Raw genomic sequence first — 15,983 nt, 5'->3', positions numbered from 1 at the left:
TGCCATCGCCGCGCAGCTCGAACGGTCCCGGGTGGAGCCGCTGCCGGTGAGCACGGTGATCGCGGTCGGGCCGTACGTCTCCCAGGTCTTCCAGCCCACCGCGGACCTGGCGCGGGGCGTGCGCATCCTGCACCCGGAGCCGATGACGCTGCTGGGCGCCACCCGGGAGCTGGCCGTCTACCAGCGGCGCTGCTCGATCGACGGGGTGCGCCGGGTGCTCGCGGCACTCGCCCCCGAGCTGGCCGAGCCGGACCCGGGCAACCTCGCCGCGGAGGGCTTCGCCAGCACGGCGCTGCCGGGTCTGGCCGCGGCGAGCACCACGGTGATCCCCCGGGTGATCGAGGCGCCGGCGGCCCGCGCCCGGCCCCGGCAGCCGGGTGGGCAGTTGCGCTGGCTGCCGGTCGGCGCGGCGATCCTGGTGGCGCTGCTGATGATCACCGGCATCGTGTTCGCGGTGACCTCCGTGGGGTCGAGCGCGAACGGCGCCGCCGACCGCCCCACCGCCAGCACCAGCGCGGCGGCGCCGATCTCCATCGACGGCACCACGTTCCGGCCGATGGGCAACACCCGGACCGCCGAGTGCGCCAAGCACGCCCAGGGCGACGTGCAACTCTGGCTGCAGAACAACAAGTGCGCCGAGCTGATCCGGGTGCGCTTCGAGTCCACAGTGGACAATCGCAAGGCGGCCGTGCTGATGGCCGTGCTGCGCTTCACCGACTCCACCTCCGCCACCGAGCTGCGCCGGGTGGCCGACACGCCGGGCGGCGGGGCGGTGACCGACCAGTCCGCCGAGGGCACGCCCTGGCCCGACGGCGCCAACCCCACCTTCGACTCGGCCGCCTATCGCAGCGGCCGCGAAGGCAACAGCGTCAAGCTCGTCCGCGCGGTCTGGCTGGACCAGCAGTCCACCCCCGACGACCAGCGCCTCAACGACCTCGCCACCCGTGCCCTCCAACTCCAGGTGGACGCGTAAGACCGCCTTCCGGCCACCGGCGTGTCCCTATGATGGGTGGTATGGGCGAATCGGAGCGGGGCGACGAGTTCGGCCTGCCCGAACCGCTGCTCGTGTTGCCAAGCTTCCTGCTGGCGCAGCTGGCCCGGGAGGCGCGCCGGATCTCCGGGCGGGTGAACGCGGACGGGATGCGGATGCCGCACGTCACCGTGCTCGCCTCGCTGGAATGGTTCGGCCCGGCCGCGCAGAAGGACATCAGCAAGCGGCTCGGCATCGACGCCAGCGACCTGGTCTCCGTGCTGGACGACCTGGAGGAGCGCGGGCTGGTGGAGCGGCAGCGCGACGACCGGGACCGGCGGCGCTACCTCGTCACGATCACCACCAAGGGCGCGGGCGTGCTGCACGGGCACCTGGTCGCCATGCAGAAGCTGGACGACATCCTGCTCGGCGCACTGAGCGGCGAGGAGCGCGAGAAGCTGCGCGAGATGCTGATCCGGGTCTACCGGCGGCACGACCCGGACCGGGTGCCGGTGGAGCTGCTGCTGCGGCTGCAGGCGATCAGCCGGATAGAGCACCTGTGAGCGGAGCTTGCGGAGCGAACCATCAGGTACTGCCCTGCCGCCGAGGAACGAGGCGGCAGGGTCGCCGTCAACGAGCTTGCGAGATGACGGACATGACCGAGTAGCCCAGGAGCGCGGCGCCGATCCCGGCGAAGATGCTGACCGCCACGTTGGCCACCGCCAGCACCCGGGCCCGCCGCTCGACCAGCCGCACGGTCTCGTAGCCGAACGTGCTGTATGTGGTGAGCGCCCCGCAGAATCCCGTGCCGAGGAACGCGAACCACCCGCCGGGCAGCGCGCTCCCCGCGCCGGCGAGCACTCCCAGTAACGCCGAGCCGGCAATGTTCACCGTAGTGGTGCCCCACGGGAACACCGAGTCGTGGCGCTGCTGGACGAACCGGTCGGCCAGGTACCGCAGCGGCGCGCCGAGAGCCGCGCCGAGCACCACCAGCCACGCGATCATGACCGGACCTCGGCCCGGCGGGTCACCAGCCGGGTCAGCACGATGCCGGCCCACGCCGCCAGCAGCGCGGCCGCCACCGTGCCGAACAGGTAGTCCAGCCCGATAATCGTCCACCCCGGACGGAGCAGGGCCCGAACCTCCTCGGCGTAGGTGGAGAACGTGGTGAACCCACCGAGCACGCCGACACCGAGAAACGGCCGCAGCAGCGGATGTGTGACGAACACCTCGGTCACCAGAACCATCAGCACGCCGATCAGCAGGCAGCCGCTCACATTGATCAGAAACGTGGCCAGCGGGAAGGCGCCGGGGTGCACCGGAAGCGCCGCGGACAGGCCGTATCTCGCGGCCGCGCCGAGCCCGCCACCTGCGGAGATGACGGCCAGAATGGCGCCGTGCGTGCGGGCCAGCTCCTGCCGTTGCTCGGGGATGTGCAGGTCGATATCCGGGTCGATCGGGCCGTCTCCGACCGGCCAACCCGGTGCGTGATGGTCGGGCAACGCCTCGCCTCCTTCGGGTGATGGACGCCTCGCCACACCGGCCGGATTGACCGCCGGGCACGCCGTCGACCGTTATCCTCCCGTCGTACCAAGCAAGTCCGAGCACTCGGAGGGATATCGTGGCGCAGAAGACCGTTGTCGAGCTGGTCGACGACCTCGACGGTGGGGAAGCCGACGAGACCGTGACCTTCGCCATCGACGGCGTGAACTTCATGATCGACCTGTCGAGCGAGAACGCCCACCGGCTCCGCGACACCCTGGCCGAGTACGTGGGTCACGCGCGGCGTACCGACCGGCGCAACGGCCGCACGGCCGCGCGCAAGGGCGACGACAAGCCCGACACGCAGGCGATCCGGGAGTGGGCCCGCAGCCAGGGCGAGACCGTCGCCGAGCGTGGCCGCATCTCGCAGGACCTGGTCATGCGGTTCCAGGCAGCACACAGTGCTTGATTGGCTCGCTCCGCTCGCGTGAGCGGGCAGTGACATTGGGCTCGCTCCGCTCGCGTGAGCAGGCCTTGACGCGGTGTCTTCCTTCCTGCGCTGCTCGGTCGCTCGTTCCTCGCTTCCTGCGCTGCTCGTCAGTCCCGACACCGCCGGCTCGCTCAAAGGCTCAAAGGGCTGGCAGGCGTTTCGGTGAGGGCGTGGCCCAGGTGCCGAGGCGGCGGACCGCGATGACCGGGTGCGGTTCCTGGCGGCCGAGACGTACGCCGCCGGGGACGGACAGCGCTGCGCGGCGCAGCGCCCTCAGCCCGAGGGTGGCCGCGGCGGCCGGGTAGGCGCGCCGGCCGTAGAGCCGCGCCGCCCAGGCGGGCAGCAGCGAGTAGGACAGGTGCCCCACGGCCGGCTCGTACAGCCGGACACCCAGGGCGAGCAGCCCGGACACCGGCGGCCGGTGCAGGAACGCGTAGATCGCGTCGGCCTCCGGTGTGCGCCGTAGCCGCGGCCGCATGTCGTGGAAGTACGCCGACATCTCGGCGACCGACCCCGGCACGTCCGCCGGATCCAGCCCGACCAGCGCGGCCGTCGCCCGCTGCTCGGCGAAGTAGCCGTCGGCATGCGCCCGGGTCAGCGGGAAGCCGGCCCGGCGGACCACCGACAGGAACGATGCCACCTCCGCGCAGTGCACCCACCGCAGCAGTTCGGGCTCGTCGATCCGGAACGTCTCGCCGGTCTCCGGATCCCGCGCCCGCAGCGTCCGGTGGATCCGCCGCACCTTGGCCGCGGCCTTGTCGACCTCCTCGCGTGTGCCGTAGGTGGACAGCGCGACGAAGGTGGCGGTCCGCATCAGCCGCCCGAACGGATCCCGGCGGAAGTCGGAGTTCTGCACAACACCCGCGACCGCCCGCGGGTGCAACGCCTGCAGGTAGAGGCTGCGGATGCCGGCCAGCCACATGGCCGGGTCGGCGTGCAGCTGCCACGTCACCGAGTTCGGCCCGACCAGCCCGTAATCGGCCGCGGCCGGCTGCTCGGCGATACTGTGCCCTCCTACTTGGCTCGATGGCGCAGCGCCAGTCATGCGTAAAGAATGCCCTGGTGGAACGGAATTCTGTACCTGTCCCGAGGGGACCGTACGCTCACGCTCATGTCCGAGGCTGACGGTTGGGGAGCGGTCCGCACCGTATGTCACGGCTGCCGGACAGTGCGTGAGATCATCGAACAGGTCGGCCCACACGAGTTCGAGGCCCACACCATGCTCGTCCCCGGCGACGGCACCATCTACCGCCGCCTCCGCACCACCTTCGACACCGCCGACGCCGTCGTCGAAACCCCCTGCCCGGAATGCTCGTCGGACGACGACCCCACCGACTGGCTCATCCCCGGCTTCATCCCACCCGCCTAGCCCCGACGTGTTTGCGCGTGGCGTCGCTGTGTTGGCGCGTGGCGTCGCTGTATTGGCCGCTCACGTCGGCGCGTTGGCCCCAGACGATGTGGGACCGCCCGGCCAGTTCGCCTGCTGCGCCAATGTGGCAACGCGAGAGGCCAACTCGGCGACGCCACGCGCAAACATGGCGACGTGAGGGGCCAACACGGCCGGGGTTAGAGGGCTTTGAGCTCGGCGGTCACCTCGGAGACGGAGGATTTGGCGTCGCCGAAGAGCATGGCGGTTTTGGGGTCGAAGTAGAGGGCGTTGTCGACGCCGGCGAAGCCGGGGGACATGGAGCGTTTGAGGACGATCACCGAGCGGCTGGCGTCGACGTTGAGGATGGGCATGCCGTAGATCGGGGAGTTGGGGTCGGTGCGGGCGGCGGGGTTGGTGACGTCGTTGGCGCCGATCACGAGGGCGACGTCGGTGCGGGTGAACTCGCCGTTGATCTCGTCCATCTCGCGTTGCTGCTCGTAGGGGACGTCGGCTTCGGCGAGCAGCACGTTCATGTGGCCGGGCATGCGGCCGGCGACGGGGTGGATGGCGTAGAGGACGCTGACACCCTTGGCTTCCAGCAGCTCGGCCATTTCGGCGACGGCGTGCTGGGCCTGGGCGACGGCCATGCCGTAGCCGGGGACGACGACGACCTGCTTGGCGAAGGCCATCTGGACGGCGGCGTCGGCGGCGTTGGTCTGGCGGACGGAGCGGTCGCCGTTGGCCTCGACGGCCGCGGCTCCGGTGACCCCGCCGCCGAAGCCGCCGGCGACGATGGCCGGGATGGAGCGGTTCATGGCCTTGGCCATGAGGTTGGTGAGGATGGAGCCGGACGCGCCGACGATCATGCCGGCCACGATCAGGGCGGTGTTGTCCAGCGCCAGACCCATGGCGGCGGCGGACAGGCCGGTGAACGCGTTGAGCAGGGAGATGACGACGGGCATGTCGGCGCCGCCGATCGGGAGCACCACCATCACGCCGAGGACGGCGCAGGCCAGCAGCAGGCCGATCATCAGGAGCTCGGAGCGGCCGCCGGCGATGATCCCGACGGCGCAGGCGGCGGCGCCGAGCAGCAGTGCGAGGTTGAGCGGCTGCTGCACACGGCCGGCGGCGATCGGGCGGCCGGGGAGGATCTCCTGGAGCGTGCCGAAGGCGATGTTGGAGCCCCAGAACGAGATGGAGCCGACGACCGCGGCGAACTGCGAGGCGATCGCGACGTAGAGCGGGTCGTCGCCGAAGCCGTGGCGGAACTCGACCCAGGCGATGAGGGCCACCGCACCGCCGCCGACGCCGTTGAACAGCGCCACCATCTGGGGCACCGCGGTCATCTTGACCTTGCGGGCGGCCGGGACGCCGACCGCGGTGCCGATCGCGACGCCGAGCAGGATCAGCCACCAGTTGCCGAGGCCGGGGGTGAGCAGGGTGGCGATCACCGCGACGGCCATGCCGAGGGCGGCGATCTGGTTGCCGCGCACCGCGGTCTTCGGGCCGGTGAGGCCCATCAGGCCGTAGATGAACAACGCGAACGCCACCACGTACAGCGACTGGATCAGCGTGGGGTCGTGCCACCAGCTCATTGATCTGTCCTATTCGGACGATCGGACTTGAACATGCCGAGCATCCGGTCCGTCACCAGGAACCCGCCGACCACGTTGATGGTGCCGAACGCGATGGCGATCACCAGCAGGATCTTCTCCAGCACGCCGTGCGCGCCGAGGCCGAGCACGATCAGGCCGCCGAGCAGCACGATGCCGTGGATGGCGTTGGTGCCGGACATCAGCGGAGTGTGCAAGGTGTTGGGCACCTTGGAGATCACCAGGTAGCCGACGAACCCCGCGAGTACCAGCACCGCCAGGTTCTGCACCAGCATCTACGCCACCTCCGCGCGCGGCGCCGGCCCGGTCACGCAGGCGCCGGCCAGCACCGGGTCGTCCATGTCGGGCCGCAGCTCGCCATCGGAGTTGACCAGCAACTCCAGCAGCGCCAGCACGTTGCGCGCGTACAGCTCGCTGGCGTGCTCGGGCATCGCGGCCGGCAGGTTCAGCGGCGCGGCGATCGTGACGCCGCCGACCACGGTCACCTCGCCGGGAATCGTCAACTCGCAGTTACCGCCAGATTCACCGGCCAGATCCACGATGACACTGCCGGGACGCATCCCCCGCACGGTGTCCGCGCTGACCAGGACCGGCGCTCTGCGGCCGGGGACCTGCGCAGTTGTGATCACGGCATCGAAGCCTGTGGTGGCTTTGGCTAGAAGGTTCTGCTGCTCGGCCTGCTCTTGTTCGGTGAGCTCGCGGGCGTAGCCGCCGGCGCCGGCGGCCTCGATGCCGAGGTCGAGCCAGCGGGCGCCGACCGAGCGGACCTGGTCGGCCACCTCGGGCCGCACGTCGTAGCCGGTGGTGTGCGCGCCGAGCCGGCGCATGGTGGCCAGCGCCTGCAGGCCGGCCACGCCCACGCCGAGGACCAGGACCTTGGCCGGCGGCACGGTGCCGGCGGCGGTGGTGAGCATCGGGACGAAGCGGGTGAGGTGCTCGGCGACCAGCAGCGCGGCGCGGTAGCCGGCGACGTTGGCCTGCGAGGAGAGCGCGTCCATGGACTGGGCGCGGGAGATGCGCGGGACGGACTCCATGGCGAAGCCGGTGATGCCGGCCTCGGTGAGCGCGCGTACCCGGTCCGGATCGGTGCGCGGGGCGAGGAACCCGACCAGCGCGGTACCGCCGCGCAGCCGGCCGACCTCCGCATCGGTCGGCGGCGCCACCTTGACCACGACGTCGGCCGCCCACGCGTCGCCGATCCGTGCGCCGGCGTTGACGAACGCCTGGTCCGGGATGAGCGCGCCCTCCCCCGCGCCGGCCTCTACCACCACCTCGAGGCCCATCGCCGTCAACCGCTCAACCACTCGTGGCACGAGCGCCACCCGGCGCTCGCCCTCGGTGAACTCTCTTGGCACGCCTACCTGTGTCATGGCCGGCCTCCGCAGATCCCCTTCGACCTACCCACAAAATATGCCACCAAGACGTACGTACGGTACGGACAACTCACCGAAGTTCCAGAACAACTCGATTGCCAATTGCCGGAGTGTGCCGCGCAGTCGCGCTCCGCCAGCGGATTCGCACGGAGCGCAGTTGAAGTGGCCCCGGCCGGTACGGTTGAGCGGTGGAGAACAGCAAGGACACGATCCAGGTGGTGACCGAGCAGGCCGCCGACCACATCGGCAAGATCGCCGAGATCGTCACGGCCGCGGTGCGGGACATCGCCCGGGAGCTCGGCGCCTGGTTCAACGACGTCGTCGAGATGCGCGAGTCGGGGCAGCAGGCGCGGGAGGACGGCGAAACCGCGGACGAACCACCGCCGAGCCCGGCCGTCTAGTACCTATAGACACATCGCCAGCTGTCTATCTACACTAGACGGCATGGTGATCGACGAGGGTCTGCTGCGCCAAGCCCGGGATGCCGCCGGGCGCATGGCCGACGCGCAACGCCAGGCCGACGTCGCCAAGGCCGACTACCACCACGCGGTCCGGCGCATCCACTACGCCGGCGCGTCCATGCGCGAGATCGCCGACGCGCTGGAGCTCAGCCACCAGCGGGTGCACCAGATCGTCGAGTCCACCGGCGGCACCGGCGGCTGGAAGTCGGGCCGCAAACAGCGCGGCGACATGGCCTGCAGCTTCTGCGGCCGCACCGACACCGAGGTCACCAAGCTCATCGCCGGCCCCGGGATCTTCATCTGCGACGAATGCGTGACGCTGGTCCGCCGGGTGGCGGATGAGGCGGTCTCGGCCGAAACCATGCTGACCCGCCTCGACCGGCTGCCCCCGGAGAGCACCCTGAAGTGCAACTTCTGCGGCAAGGCCCGGAGCCATGTCACGACGATGGTCGCCGGGAACCGTTTCTCAATCTGCAGCGAGTGCATCCAACTCTGCGAAGAGATCCTGGCCGCGGCTACGGAGCCCGGCTGACCGCCGCCCGGAACACCTCCCACGCCGCAAAGCTGGTCAGCACCACGCCGCCGTCTGGATCTTTGGAGTCGCGGACAGCGGCCACGGACGGCGTCAGCGCCACCTCAACGCACTCGCCGTTGGGCTGGGTAAAGCTGCTTTTCCGCCATACTGCGCTGGCTAAGTCGACAGTCAACATCGTGCCGCCCTCTGTGCGATCATTCGCGCCGAGTGGGTCTCGTCCAAAGCCATGTCCCAGAGCCGATTGTAGGCGTCGCGGAACCGCTCGACTTCGGTCTTCTCGTCCTCCAGAACGAAATGGGTAAGGCCCTCGGCGAAGATCACCTCTGGGTCAGCCTCCTGCGGGAAGCGAAGGATGCTGAAGTTGCGGCCAAGCGCCGGATGCGCACCCTTGGCAAAGGGCAGCACCCGAATGTGCACGGTAGGCACATCCCGGGCGAGCATGACAAGCCGGTCGAGTTGCTCGCGCAGCACCTTCGGGCCGCCGACCTCGGTCAGCAGCGCGGCTTCGCCGAGGACAACGCGCAGCTGCAATGGATGATCACCGGTCAGGCGCTGCTGCCGCTCCAACCGAATCTCCAGCCACCGCTTCGCCTGCTCATCCGGCAGGTGTGGGTCCCACGCACTGATCCACGCTCGGGTGTAGGCCGGCGTCTGGAGAATGCCGGGCACACACTCACCCTCTACTTTGGACACCTGGTCGGCTTCGTCTTCCAGTTCGTAGTACTCGGCCAGACGTTTGGGGACGACGTCGTGGTAGGGGCGGCGGATGGCGCCGCGGGCGCCGCCGCGGATCTCCACGGCGATCGTGACGATGTCGTCGATGGTCTCCGGCGGCGCGCCGTAGAGGGCGAGGGCGTGGCGGACCCGCAGTGGATCGGCACTGTCGCCGCTCTCCATCCGGGAGATCGTCCCGGTGCCGCACAGCAGTGCCCTGGCCGCCTCGTCACCGGTCAACCCGGCCGCCGAACGGTACTGCCGCAACGCACGCGCCATCCTGCGCCGCCGCATCGACATGCCGGCCCTGCTCACCGCACCTCCCGATTTGGAACCTTCCAGGTTCTGTGTTCTACTCACCAAGTGCCGATTTCGGCACACCCTAACAGGAGGTCCGGTGATCGTTCCGTACACCACGCGGTGGAGCTCGGAGGAGAAGCTGCCCGGCACCGTGGTCGAACGCCGTGGATTCGGTATCGCTTACGCCGACGAGATTCTGACCGATCGCGACGATCACGGCGTGCTGTGGCAACGGGTTCCGTCGACGCCGGGCGTCGGCCAGCCGGAGTTCGGCAAGGTCCACCCGGCGCGGCAGCGAAAAGCCATGCAGAACCTGCTCTGCCAGGTGTGCGGTGGCCCGGCCGACGTCGACGACCTCGGCACGCTGTGGCTGCTCCCCGACTACGACGGCTACCACGAGGACTGGCCGGGCTGGCCGGACCGCATGGCCACCCCGGAGCCGCCGGTCTGCCTGTCCTGCGCGCACATCGCCGTCCGAGTCTGCCCGGCCCTGCGCAAAGGTCACGTCGCCATCCGCGTCCGCCGCCCCGTGCTCAGCGGCGTCCGCGGCGCCCTCTACCTCCGCGGCCCCCTGGTGCTGCGGCCGGCGGACGAGGGCATGGTCGCCTACGAGGACCCCGCCATCCGCTGGACCTGCGCGGCCCACCTGGTCCGGGAACTGTTCGGCTGCACGGTCGTGAGCCTCGAACTCACGAAAGCCGGCGGCGGGTCCACCAGAAGCTGAAGCCGGTGAGACCGAGGGCGAGCGCGAAATAGATCGCGGTTTCGATCCACTGGAACGGCCAGAACCGCGTGGGGGCGTGGTAGGTCAGCTGCTGCCGGTAGCCGAGGCGGTTGATCTCGACGAGGCATTTCGCCATCGACTCCCGCGGCTCTCCCGAGGGTGCGCAGGGTCCCGACGATGCGGTCAGCGGGATCTCCTCGACCGCGTTCCCCGACGCGTCGACGGTGTGGCTGTCCAGCAGCCAGCCGCCCGGGTCGGGTGCCTTGGCCTGCAGGTGGATGAACCTGCCGGCACCGAGCGAAATGCCGTCCAGGATGGCCGGGGTGATCTCGACGGTCGCCCGGGTCGGCGGCAGCAGATACGGCCGGACCAGCGTGGGCATGGCGATCTGGATCACGGCGAAGGCGGCGAGAGTAACAGCCATGGCGGGCAGGGTGCGGCGGATCAGCATTCCGACCGTCATGCCGAGGGCGAAGGCGAAGGCGGCATAGCCGATCGGGACGATGCCGCGGGCGTCGAACACCACCGAGGACAGCCGGGCGAACTGGTCACGGCCGGCGTTCTGGTCGATGGTGCTGGACCACCAGGTCACCGCCAGGCTGCCGAGCGCCGCGGCGATCATGGCGGCGAGGCCGACCAGCCCGAGCTTGACGGTCAGCCAGCGGGTGCGGGTGACGGTCTGGTTCCAGACCAGCCGGTGCGTGCCGGTCTCCAGCTCGCGGGCGATCAGCGGCGCTCCCCAGAACAGGCCGATCAGCGGCGGCAGGAGCAGCACCAGGGCGGCGAAGGCGAGGAACGTGTTCTGGTAGTCGCGGAAGAACCGCCGGAGGAATTCGTCGCAGCCGCCGCTTTCGTTGGTGCATGCGGCGATTCCGGTGGCGTAGTCGTGGGCCAGGGCCGGGCCGGTGAACGCCAGGATCACGGCGAACACGGCGAGTCCGGCGAACACCGCGACGCCGGGAATGCGGAACTGGCGCCAGGTGAGCCAGATCATCGCTGCACCTCCAGGAGGGGTCGGTGGTCGGTGGCCGCGGCGGAGTTCATGTAGGCCAGCACGAGGTCCTCCAGGCCGACCTGGCTGACCGTCCAGGCGGGATCGTGGACCGGCGCGCCGGTGCGGATGATCAGCGTGCTCTGCCGGTCGGTGTGGCTGGCGGAGACGATCTGCTGATCGGCCGGCAGCCGATCGAGGTCGCGGCGCGGTCCGGTGAGCCGGTGGTGGGTGGCCAGCAGCTCCTCGACCTCGCCGGTCACCCGGACCCGGGACTCGACCAGCACGATCAGGTGGTCGCAGGCCCGTTCCAGGTCGGAGACCAGGTGCGAGGACAGCACCACGCTGAGCTCCTGCTCGACCGCGGCCTCCAGCAGGCCCTGCATGAACTCGCGGCGGGCCAGCGGGTCGAGCGCGGCGATCGGCTCGTCGAGGATCAGCAACCCGGGCCGCTTGGCGATGGCCAGGGTGAGGGCGAGCTGGGCGCGCTGGCCGCCGGAGAGCTTTCCGGCCTTCTGCCGCGGATCCAGCCCGAGCCGCTCGATCCGGCCGCGGGCCAGGCCGGCGTCCCAGCCGGGGTTGAGCCGGGCGCCGAGCCTGAGGTGCTCGGCGACGGTGAGCCCGGCGTAGGTCGGGGTGTCCTGCGCGACGAACCCGACCTTGGCCAGCTGCGCGGCGCTGGAGCCGGGCCGGCCGCCGAGCACCTCGATGCTGCCCGCGGTCGGCGCCAGCTGGCCGGCCGCCAGGTTCAGCAGCGTGGTCTTGCCCGCGCCGTTGGGGCCGACCAATCCCACGACGTGCCCGGCCGGGACGTCCAGGGTGCAGTCCGACAGGGCCCAGCGCTTCCCGTACCTCTTGCCCAGGCCCCGGGCCTGCAGGACGGCGGTCATGCTATGTCCTCTTCCCGAGTGGAGGTCCGAAAGGTCGTCATGAACAGCGCCTCGATACTGTCGTCGTCGAGCCCGGCCTTGCGCGCCTTCGCCAGCCAGCGGCGCAAGTCCTGACGCAGCGGACCGTGCGCGGCCAGCGAGGTGCCGGCGAGCGTGGCCGTGACGAACGTCCCCACCCCCGGCCGGGCCGCGACCAGCCCCTCGTGCTCCAGCTCGCGGTACGCCTTGAGCACCGTGTTCGGGTTGATCGCCAGCAGCGCCACGACCTCCTTGACCGTGGGCAGCTGGTCCCCCTCGCGCAGCACCCCCAGCCGCAGCGCCTGCCGCACCTGCCGGACGAGCTGCACGTACGGCGAGAGCCCGGACCGCTCATCCAGGTGAAACTCGATCATCACAGAGATCCATTCATCTAGTTAACTAGTACTTTAGACTGTTAGCTAGATGAGTTGTCAAGCGGGGAGTCCTAAAGTGACGGTATGGCGAACGAGTTCGTGCACATGAACCTGTCGGGGGCACGCTTCAGCGACGTGAGCCTCAACGGCGCGACGATCGAGTACTCCGCGCTGCACCGGGTGGTGATGCGCGGCGTCGAGATCGCCGACACCACCATCGACGGCGAGATCCAGAACCTGGTCATCAACGGCGTGGACGTCGCGCCGCTGGTCGAGGCCGAGCTGGACCGGCGCTACCCGGACCGGCCCAAGTTCCGGCCCGCCACCGCCTCCGGGTTCCGCTCCGCGTGGGACCTCAACGAGCGGCTGTGGGCGGCCACCGTCGACCGCGCCCGCCGGCTCGACCCGGACCTGCTGCACGAGTCGGTGAACGGCGAGTGGTCGTTCATCCAGACCCTGCGGCACCTCGCCTTCGCCAGCCAGTCCTGGGTCGACCGGTGCCTCCTCGGCAACCCCCGCCCCTGGCACCCGCTGTCCCTGCCCTGGGACCAGATGGAGCCACGCGAAGGCGTGCCCTGGGACCGCGACGCCCGCCCCTCCCTCGACGAGGCGCTCGCCCTGCGCCACGACGCGATGGCCCTCGTCCGCCGCGTCGTCGACACCCTCACCGACGAGCGGCTCGACGAGCAGACCGCTCCCCTGGCCGGCCCCGGCTGGCCCGACGAGGGCGCGATGTTCCCGGTCCGCGAGTGCCTGCTCATCGTGCTCAACGAGGAATGGCACCACCGCCTCTACGCCGAGCGCGACCTCACCGCGCTCGAGCAACGGTGAACCTCACCATCGCCGGTCGCGTGATCGAATGGCGCGGCCCGGCGCCCTACTACTACCTGCCCGTGCCGGACGCGGAGTCCGCCGACATCCGCGAGGTCGCGGCGATGGCCACCTACGGCTGGGGCGTGATCCCCGTGGTCGCGCGGATCGGCGACACCGAGTTCACGACCTCGCTGTTCCCCAAGGACGGCCGCTACCTGTTGCCGCTCAAGGACGCCGTCCGGAAGCCGCAGAAGATCACGGCCGGCGACGAGATCACCGCCGAGCTGACGGTCCGGCTTCAGCAGGCGTAGGCCACCCCCGGCCGGGAACCGGGGGTGGCCGCCGCTACCCGATCACAAGGTGCACTGTTTGTTACTGCCGAAGTCATCGAGCAGGTTGTCACGGCTCCAGCCACGGACGTGGGTTCGCAGGTTCTCCAGGTACGTCCAGGTGAAACCGTCGTTGCCGAGCGTCCAGCACCAGTAGCGGGCGTCGTCAGTCGGCTGCAGCACCCCGACGATCACGCAATCGGTGGACGAAACCGCCCGCGTGCCGCTCCGCTGGTTGACCGCACCGCTCGCCGGCGCGTCCGCGTGGACCCTGTTCTCCAGGTTCTGGCCGGCAGTGCCGCACGGCGCGTGGAGCGGACCGACACCCGGTTCGGACTTTGGCGCCGCACTCGCCGGCGCCGCCAGCGCCATTCCGATCACGGCGAACATCGCCGCGATCGTCGCCATCACTGTCTTGTTCATGAATACCCCCAAGATTGGGTCAATCGTCATGGACAAGGCAGCAGCTTGGCGAGGAAGTGCCTGTAGGACAAGGGAATCTGCTAGGGTGGGACGTTGGGACGCGCCCACCGCTCATACCCTGCGCATGTTGTGAGAACGGTGGGACACGCGTGAGACATCCGGGCTGGTTTCTGGGGGAAACATGCCGCAGTCGGTGGAGGCACAGCAGTTCGCCGCATGCATGCAAATGTTCAAGAATCGCGTTGATCGCAGTTATGACGCGCTGGCAAGACGCACCGGTATCAGCAGCTCCAGCCTGCACCGCTACTGCACCGGGACGAAGATCCCGGCGGACCATGGCGCGGCGCAGCGTTTCGCCAAGGAATGCGGCGCCACCCCGCCGGAACTGCGTGAGCTGCACCGGCTGTGGGCGCTTGCCGACGCCCGCCGGAAAGCACCACTGGAACCAGCTGTCGAACTGGCACCGGCCAAGGACTCGGTGGCCCGTCCACGACTGGCGCTCGTGGGCGTGGCGGCGCTGGGTCTCCTGGCGGGCGGCGCGGTGTGGTGGGTGGTGTCGGCTAGAACAGTGACGGCACCGCCGCTTCGATGAGGTGGGGGCCGGGTTCGGCGAGGGCTTTGCCGAACTGGTCGGCGAGCTCTTCGGTGGTCTTCGCGTGGGTGGCGGGGACGCCCATGCCCTGGGCGAGGGCGACGAAGTCGAGGTCGGGGCGGCCGATGTCCAACAGGTCGGCGGCGCGGGGGCCGGCGGCTTCGGCGCCGACGCGTTGGAGCTCCATGCGGAGGATGGCGTAGGAGCGGTTGCTGAGGACGACCGTGGTCACGTCGAGGCCTTCGCGGGCCATGGTCCACAGGGCGGAGATCGTGTACATGGCGCTGCCGTCGGCCTGCAGGCAGATGACCGGGCGGTCCGGGCAGGCGACGGCGGCGCCGGTGGCGAGCGGGAGGCCCTGGCCGATGGCGCCGCCGGTCAGGGTCAACACGTCGTGGCGGGGGGCGCCGGCGGTGGCGACCGGGAGGAGCAGGCCGGAGGTGTTGGACTCGTCGGCGATGATCGCGCCGTCGGGGAGCAGCGCGCCGATCACGTCGACCCAGTTCTGCGGGGTCAGGTCGCCGGAGGGCACGGCCGGGCGGGACGCTTCCTGGAGCGTCGGCTCGACGCCGTTGGCGACGAGGTCGGCGAGGTGCTCGAGCGCGCCCGCGGTGTCCTCGCCGAGCACGGCCAGCACGTGCGCTTGGCACCCCTCGGGGATCAGCTCGCTCGGCTTGCCGGGATAGGCGAAGAACGACACCGGCGCCTTGGCCCCGACCAGGATCAGGTGCCGCACGCCGGTGAGCTGCCACTGCACCTGCTCGGCCAGGTAGCCCAACCGCTCGACGGTGGGCAGGCCCGCGCCGCGCTCGAACCGGGCCGGGAACGTCTCCACGAACAGCTTCGCCCCGGTCGCGGCCGCCACCCGGCCGGCCGCGCGCAGGCCGCGCTCCCGGGTCGTGCCGTGCCCGAGCAGCAGCGCGACCGGCTCGCCGGACCGCAGCACCGCGGCGATCTCGGCGACCCGGTCCCCGTCCACGGGCTCCGGCGGCGATGGGGTGACCGGTGCCCCCACGGCCCCGCCGTCCGACCAGGACACGTCGGCCGGCAGCACCAGGTTCGCCTGCTGACCGGGTGGGGTCAGCGCCGCGGCGATCGCTTCCGCGGTGTCCGCACCGACCTCGCCCGGCGCCTTGGAGGTGCGGGTCCAGCCGTGCAGCCAGCCGGTGAGCGCGTCGATGTCGCTCTCCAGCGGCGCGTCGAAACCCTTGTGGTACCGGGCATGGTCGCCGATGACGTTGACGATCGGGGTGTGCGCGCGCCGGGCGTTGTGCAGGTTCGCCAGGCCGTTGGCCAGGCCTGGGCCGAGGTGGAGCAGCGTGGCCGCGGGCTTGCCGGCCATCCGCCCGTAGCCGTCGGCCGCCCCGGCCACCACGCCCTCGAACAGGGCGAGCACGCCGCGCATCTCCGGCACCGTGTCGAGCGCGGCGACGAAGTGCATCTCGGAGGTGCCCGGGTTGGCGAAACACACGTCCACGCCGCCGTTGACGAGCGTGCGGATCAGGGCCTGTGCGCCGTTCAT

Annotated in this window: 23 protein-coding genes; 10 read left to right on the top strand and 13 right to left on the bottom strand. The window is 70.4% G+C overall.

Annotated elements, in window-relative coordinates; translation table 11 throughout:
* Both VGR06_RS10865 and VGR06_RS10860 read left to right on the top strand, forming a co-directional pair.
* Positions 1-973: hypothetical protein (locus VGR06_RS10865; protein ID WP_327558883.1), on the top strand; the 973-nt coding region annotated here is incomplete at its 5' end.
* Between the two features lie 41 nt (positions 974-1,014).
* Complete coding sequence (locus VGR06_RS10860) at positions 1,015-1,533, top strand: MarR family winged helix-turn-helix transcriptional regulator (protein ID WP_327558882.1); 519 nt, start codon at positions 1,015-1,017, stop codon at positions 1,531-1,533.
* A 67-nt stretch (positions 1,534-1,600) separates the two neighbouring features.
* On the opposite strand, the gene VGR06_RS10855 is transcribed toward VGR06_RS10860, so the two are convergent.
* Together VGR06_RS10855 and crcB are read right to left on the bottom strand one after the other, a co-directional pair.
* Positions 1,601-1,975 (bottom strand): CrcB family protein, encoded by a 375-nt coding sequence (locus VGR06_RS10855; RefSeq protein ID WP_327558881.1) that lies wholly within the window; start codon positions 1,973-1,975, stop codon positions 1,601-1,603.
* The gene (crcB, locus tag VGR06_RS10850) at positions 1,972-2,472 is read right to left on the bottom strand and encodes a fluoride efflux transporter CrcB (RefSeq protein WP_327558880.1); all 501 of its coding nucleotides are present in this window, start codon (positions 2,470-2,472) and stop codon (positions 1,972-1,974) included. Before crcB ends, VGR06_RS10855 begins: the two co-directional genes overlap by 4 nt.
* A gap of 119 nt (positions 2,473-2,591) precedes the next feature.
* Here crcB and VGR06_RS10845 point away from each other — a divergent pair, with 119 nt between their 5' ends.
* Positions 2,592-2,921, top strand: coding sequence for an Lsr2 family protein (locus VGR06_RS10845; RefSeq protein ID WP_327558879.1), 330 nt, complete (start codon positions 2,592-2,594; stop codon positions 2,919-2,921).
* 160 nt (positions 2,922-3,081) lie between these two features.
* On the opposite strand, the gene VGR06_RS10840 is transcribed toward VGR06_RS10845, so the two are convergent.
* Positions 3,082-3,987 carry an oxygenase MpaB family protein gene (locus VGR06_RS10840; protein ID WP_327558878.1) on the bottom strand — a complete coding sequence of 302 codons (906 nt, stop codon included), beginning with the start codon at positions 3,985-3,987 and terminating at the stop codon, positions 3,082-3,084.
* A 66-nt stretch (positions 3,988-4,053) separates the two neighbouring features.
* Between VGR06_RS10840 and VGR06_RS10835 the strand changes: the two genes are divergently transcribed.
* Positions 4,054-4,311: a hypothetical protein gene (locus VGR06_RS10835; protein WP_327558877.1), complete on the top strand. Its 258-nt coding sequence runs from the start codon at positions 4,054-4,056 to the stop codon at positions 4,309-4,311.
* Between the two features lie 197 nt (positions 4,312-4,508).
* Here VGR06_RS10835 and VGR06_RS10830 read toward each other — a convergent pair whose 3' ends face one another.
* From VGR06_RS10830 to VGR06_RS10820, 3 genes are read right to left on the bottom strand one after another with little or no spacing between them, the layout of a single operon-like run.
* Positions 4,509-5,906 (bottom strand): NAD(P)(+) transhydrogenase (Re/Si-specific) subunit beta, encoded by a 1,398-nt coding sequence (locus VGR06_RS10830; RefSeq protein ID WP_327558876.1) that lies wholly within the window; start codon positions 5,904-5,906, stop codon positions 4,509-4,511.
* Positions 5,903-6,199, bottom strand: coding sequence for an NAD(P) transhydrogenase subunit alpha (locus VGR06_RS10825; protein ID WP_327558875.1), 297 nt, complete (start codon positions 6,197-6,199; stop codon positions 5,903-5,905). The genes VGR06_RS10830 and VGR06_RS10825 overlap by 4 nt, the downstream gene beginning before the upstream one ends.
* The gene (locus VGR06_RS10820) at positions 6,200-7,294 is read right to left on the bottom strand and encodes a Re/Si-specific NAD(P)(+) transhydrogenase subunit alpha (protein WP_327558874.1); all 1,095 of its coding nucleotides are present in this window, start codon (positions 7,292-7,294) and stop codon (positions 6,200-6,202) included.
* A 191-nt stretch (positions 7,295-7,485) separates the two neighbouring features.
* Here VGR06_RS10820 and VGR06_RS10815 point away from each other — a divergent pair, with 191 nt between their 5' ends.
* Together VGR06_RS10815 and VGR06_RS10810 are read left to right on the top strand one after the other, a co-directional pair.
* Positions 7,486-7,698, top strand: coding sequence for a hypothetical protein (locus tag VGR06_RS10815; RefSeq protein WP_327558873.1), 213 nt, complete (start codon positions 7,486-7,488; stop codon positions 7,696-7,698).
* 43 nt (positions 7,699-7,741) lie between these two features.
* The gene (locus VGR06_RS10810; RefSeq protein WP_327558872.1) at positions 7,742-8,290 is read left to right on the top strand and encodes a ClpX C4-type zinc finger protein; all 549 of its coding nucleotides are present in this window, start codon (positions 7,742-7,744) and stop codon (positions 8,288-8,290) included.
* Here the strand turns inward: VGR06_RS10810 and VGR06_RS10805 are convergent.
* Positions 8,274-8,468 carry a DUF397 domain-containing protein gene (locus tag VGR06_RS10805; RefSeq protein WP_327558871.1) on the bottom strand — a complete coding sequence of 65 codons (195 nt, stop codon included), beginning with the start codon at positions 8,466-8,468 and terminating at the stop codon, positions 8,274-8,276. The genes VGR06_RS10810 and VGR06_RS10805 overlap by 17 nt on opposite strands.
* Complete coding sequence (locus VGR06_RS10800; RefSeq protein ID WP_327558870.1) at positions 8,462-9,322, bottom strand: helix-turn-helix transcriptional regulator; 861 nt, start codon at positions 9,320-9,322, stop codon at positions 8,462-8,464. Before VGR06_RS10800 ends, VGR06_RS10805 begins: the two co-directional genes overlap by 7 nt.
* Positions 9,323-9,404: 82 nt before the next feature.
* On the opposite strand from VGR06_RS10800, the gene VGR06_RS10795 reads away from it, so the two are divergent.
* Entirely contained in the window at positions 9,405-10,031 is a 627-nt protein-coding gene (locus tag VGR06_RS10795) for a hypothetical protein (protein WP_327558869.1), read from the top strand.
* Here the strand turns inward: VGR06_RS10795 and VGR06_RS10790 are convergent.
* From VGR06_RS10790 to VGR06_RS10780, 3 genes are read right to left on the bottom strand one after another with little or no spacing between them, the layout of a single operon-like run.
* Positions 9,997-11,025, bottom strand: a complete 1,029-nt coding sequence (locus VGR06_RS10790; RefSeq protein WP_327558868.1) for an ABC transporter permease subunit — start codon at positions 11,023-11,025, stop codon at positions 9,997-9,999. The genes VGR06_RS10795 and VGR06_RS10790 overlap by 35 nt on opposite strands.
* On the bottom strand, positions 11,022-11,912 hold the full coding sequence (locus VGR06_RS10785; RefSeq protein ID WP_327558867.1) for an ABC transporter ATP-binding protein: 891 nt from the start codon (positions 11,910-11,912) through the stop codon (positions 11,022-11,024). The genes VGR06_RS10790 and VGR06_RS10785 overlap by 4 nt, the downstream gene beginning before the upstream one ends.
* Entirely contained in the window at positions 11,909-12,304 is a 396-nt protein-coding gene (locus tag VGR06_RS10780) for a GntR family transcriptional regulator (protein ID WP_327558866.1), read from the bottom strand. The genes VGR06_RS10785 and VGR06_RS10780 overlap by 4 nt, the downstream gene beginning before the upstream one ends.
* 84 nt (positions 12,305-12,388) lie before the next feature.
* Between VGR06_RS10780 and VGR06_RS10775 the strand changes: the two genes are divergently transcribed.
* Both VGR06_RS10775 and VGR06_RS10770 read left to right on the top strand, forming a co-directional pair.
* Complete coding sequence (locus tag VGR06_RS10775) at positions 12,389-13,135, top strand: DinB family protein (protein ID WP_327558865.1); 747 nt, start codon at positions 12,389-12,391, stop codon at positions 13,133-13,135.
* The gene (locus VGR06_RS10770) at positions 13,132-13,428 is read left to right on the top strand and encodes a DUF1905 domain-containing protein (RefSeq protein WP_327558864.1); all 297 of its coding nucleotides are present in this window, start codon (positions 13,132-13,134) and stop codon (positions 13,426-13,428) included. The genes VGR06_RS10775 and VGR06_RS10770 overlap by 4 nt, the downstream gene beginning before the upstream one ends.
* 42 nt (positions 13,429-13,470) lie before the next feature.
* On the opposite strand, the gene VGR06_RS10765 is transcribed toward VGR06_RS10770, so the two are convergent.
* The gene (locus VGR06_RS10765; RefSeq protein WP_327558863.1) at positions 13,471-13,905 is read right to left on the bottom strand and encodes a hypothetical protein; all 435 of its coding nucleotides are present in this window, start codon (positions 13,903-13,905) and stop codon (positions 13,471-13,473) included.
* A 145-nt stretch (positions 13,906-14,050) separates the two neighbouring features.
* On the opposite strand from VGR06_RS10765, the gene VGR06_RS10760 reads away from it, so the two are divergent.
* A complete protein-coding gene (locus VGR06_RS10760; protein WP_327558862.1) occupies positions 14,051-14,461 on the top strand; it encodes a helix-turn-helix transcriptional regulator in 411 nt (136 codons plus the stop codon).
* Here VGR06_RS10760 and VGR06_RS10755 read toward each other — a convergent pair.
* Complete coding sequence (locus VGR06_RS10755) at positions 14,430-15,983, bottom strand: acetolactate synthase large subunit (RefSeq protein WP_327558861.1); 1,554 nt, start codon at positions 15,981-15,983, stop codon at positions 14,430-14,432. The two genes, VGR06_RS10760 and VGR06_RS10755, sit on opposite strands and share 32 nt — an antisense overlap.

The organism is Actinophytocola sp. (assembly GCF_036002505.1).
In the GTDB taxonomy this organism is placed as follows: domain Bacteria; phylum Actinomycetota; class Actinomycetes; order Mycobacteriales; family Pseudonocardiaceae; genus DASYTH01.
Note: the sequence above shows the minus strand (reverse complement) of the source record. Positions and strands in the feature narration are given on the sequence as shown.

What these genes read in the sequence shown, in the direction of transcription:
- VGR06_RS10860 (WP_327558882.1), top strand. Translation starts at nt 1,015, where the DNA reads ATGGGCGAATCGGAGCGGGGCGACGAGTTCGGCCTGCCCGAACCGCTG.
- VGR06_RS10855 (WP_327558881.1), bottom strand. Translation starts at nt 1,975, where the DNA reads ATGATCGCGTGGCTGGTGGTGCTCGGCGCGGCTCTCGGCGCGCCGCTG.
- VGR06_RS10840 (WP_327558878.1), bottom strand. Translation starts at nt 3,987, where the DNA reads ATGACTGGCGCTGCGCCATCGAGCCAAGTAGGAGGGCACAGTATCGCC.
- VGR06_RS10835 (WP_327558877.1), top strand. Translation starts at nt 4,054, where the DNA reads ATGTCCGAGGCTGACGGTTGGGGAGCGGTCCGCACCGTATGTCACGGC.
- VGR06_RS10830 (WP_327558876.1), bottom strand. Translation starts at nt 5,906, where the DNA reads ATGAGCTGGTGGCACGACCCCACGCTGATCCAGTCGCTGTACGTGGTG.
- VGR06_RS10825 (WP_327558875.1), bottom strand. Translation starts at nt 6,199, where the DNA reads ATGCTGGTGCAGAACCTGGCGGTGCTGGTACTCGCGGGGTTCGTCGGC.
- VGR06_RS10820 (WP_327558874.1), bottom strand. Translation starts at nt 7,294, where the DNA reads ATGACACAGGTAGGCGTGCCAAGAGAGTTCACCGAGGGCGAGCGCCGG.
- VGR06_RS10810 (WP_327558872.1), top strand. Translation starts at nt 7,742, where the DNA reads ATGGTGATCGACGAGGGTCTGCTGCGCCAAGCCCGGGATGCCGCCGGG.
- VGR06_RS10805 (WP_327558871.1), bottom strand. Translation starts at nt 8,468, where the DNA reads ATGTTGACTGTCGACTTAGCCAGCGCAGTATGGCGGAAAAGCAGCTTT.
- VGR06_RS10790 (WP_327558868.1), bottom strand. Translation starts at nt 11,025, where the DNA reads ATGATCTGGCTCACCTGGCGCCAGTTCCGCATTCCCGGCGTCGCGGTG.
- VGR06_RS10785 (WP_327558867.1), bottom strand. Translation starts at nt 11,912, where the DNA reads ATGACCGCCGTCCTGCAGGCCCGGGGCCTGGGCAAGAGGTACGGGAAG.
- VGR06_RS10780 (WP_327558866.1), bottom strand. Translation starts at nt 12,304, where the DNA reads ATGATCGAGTTTCACCTGGATGAGCGGTCCGGGCTCTCGCCGTACGTG.
- VGR06_RS10775 (WP_327558865.1), top strand. Translation starts at nt 12,389, where the DNA reads ATGGCGAACGAGTTCGTGCACATGAACCTGTCGGGGGCACGCTTCAGC.
- VGR06_RS10760 (WP_327558862.1), top strand. Translation starts at nt 14,051, where the DNA reads ATGCCGCAGTCGGTGGAGGCACAGCAGTTCGCCGCATGCATGCAAATG.
- VGR06_RS10755 (WP_327558861.1), bottom strand. Translation starts at nt 15,983, where the DNA reads ATGAACGGCGCACAGGCCCTGATCCGCACGCTCGTCAACGGCGGCGTG.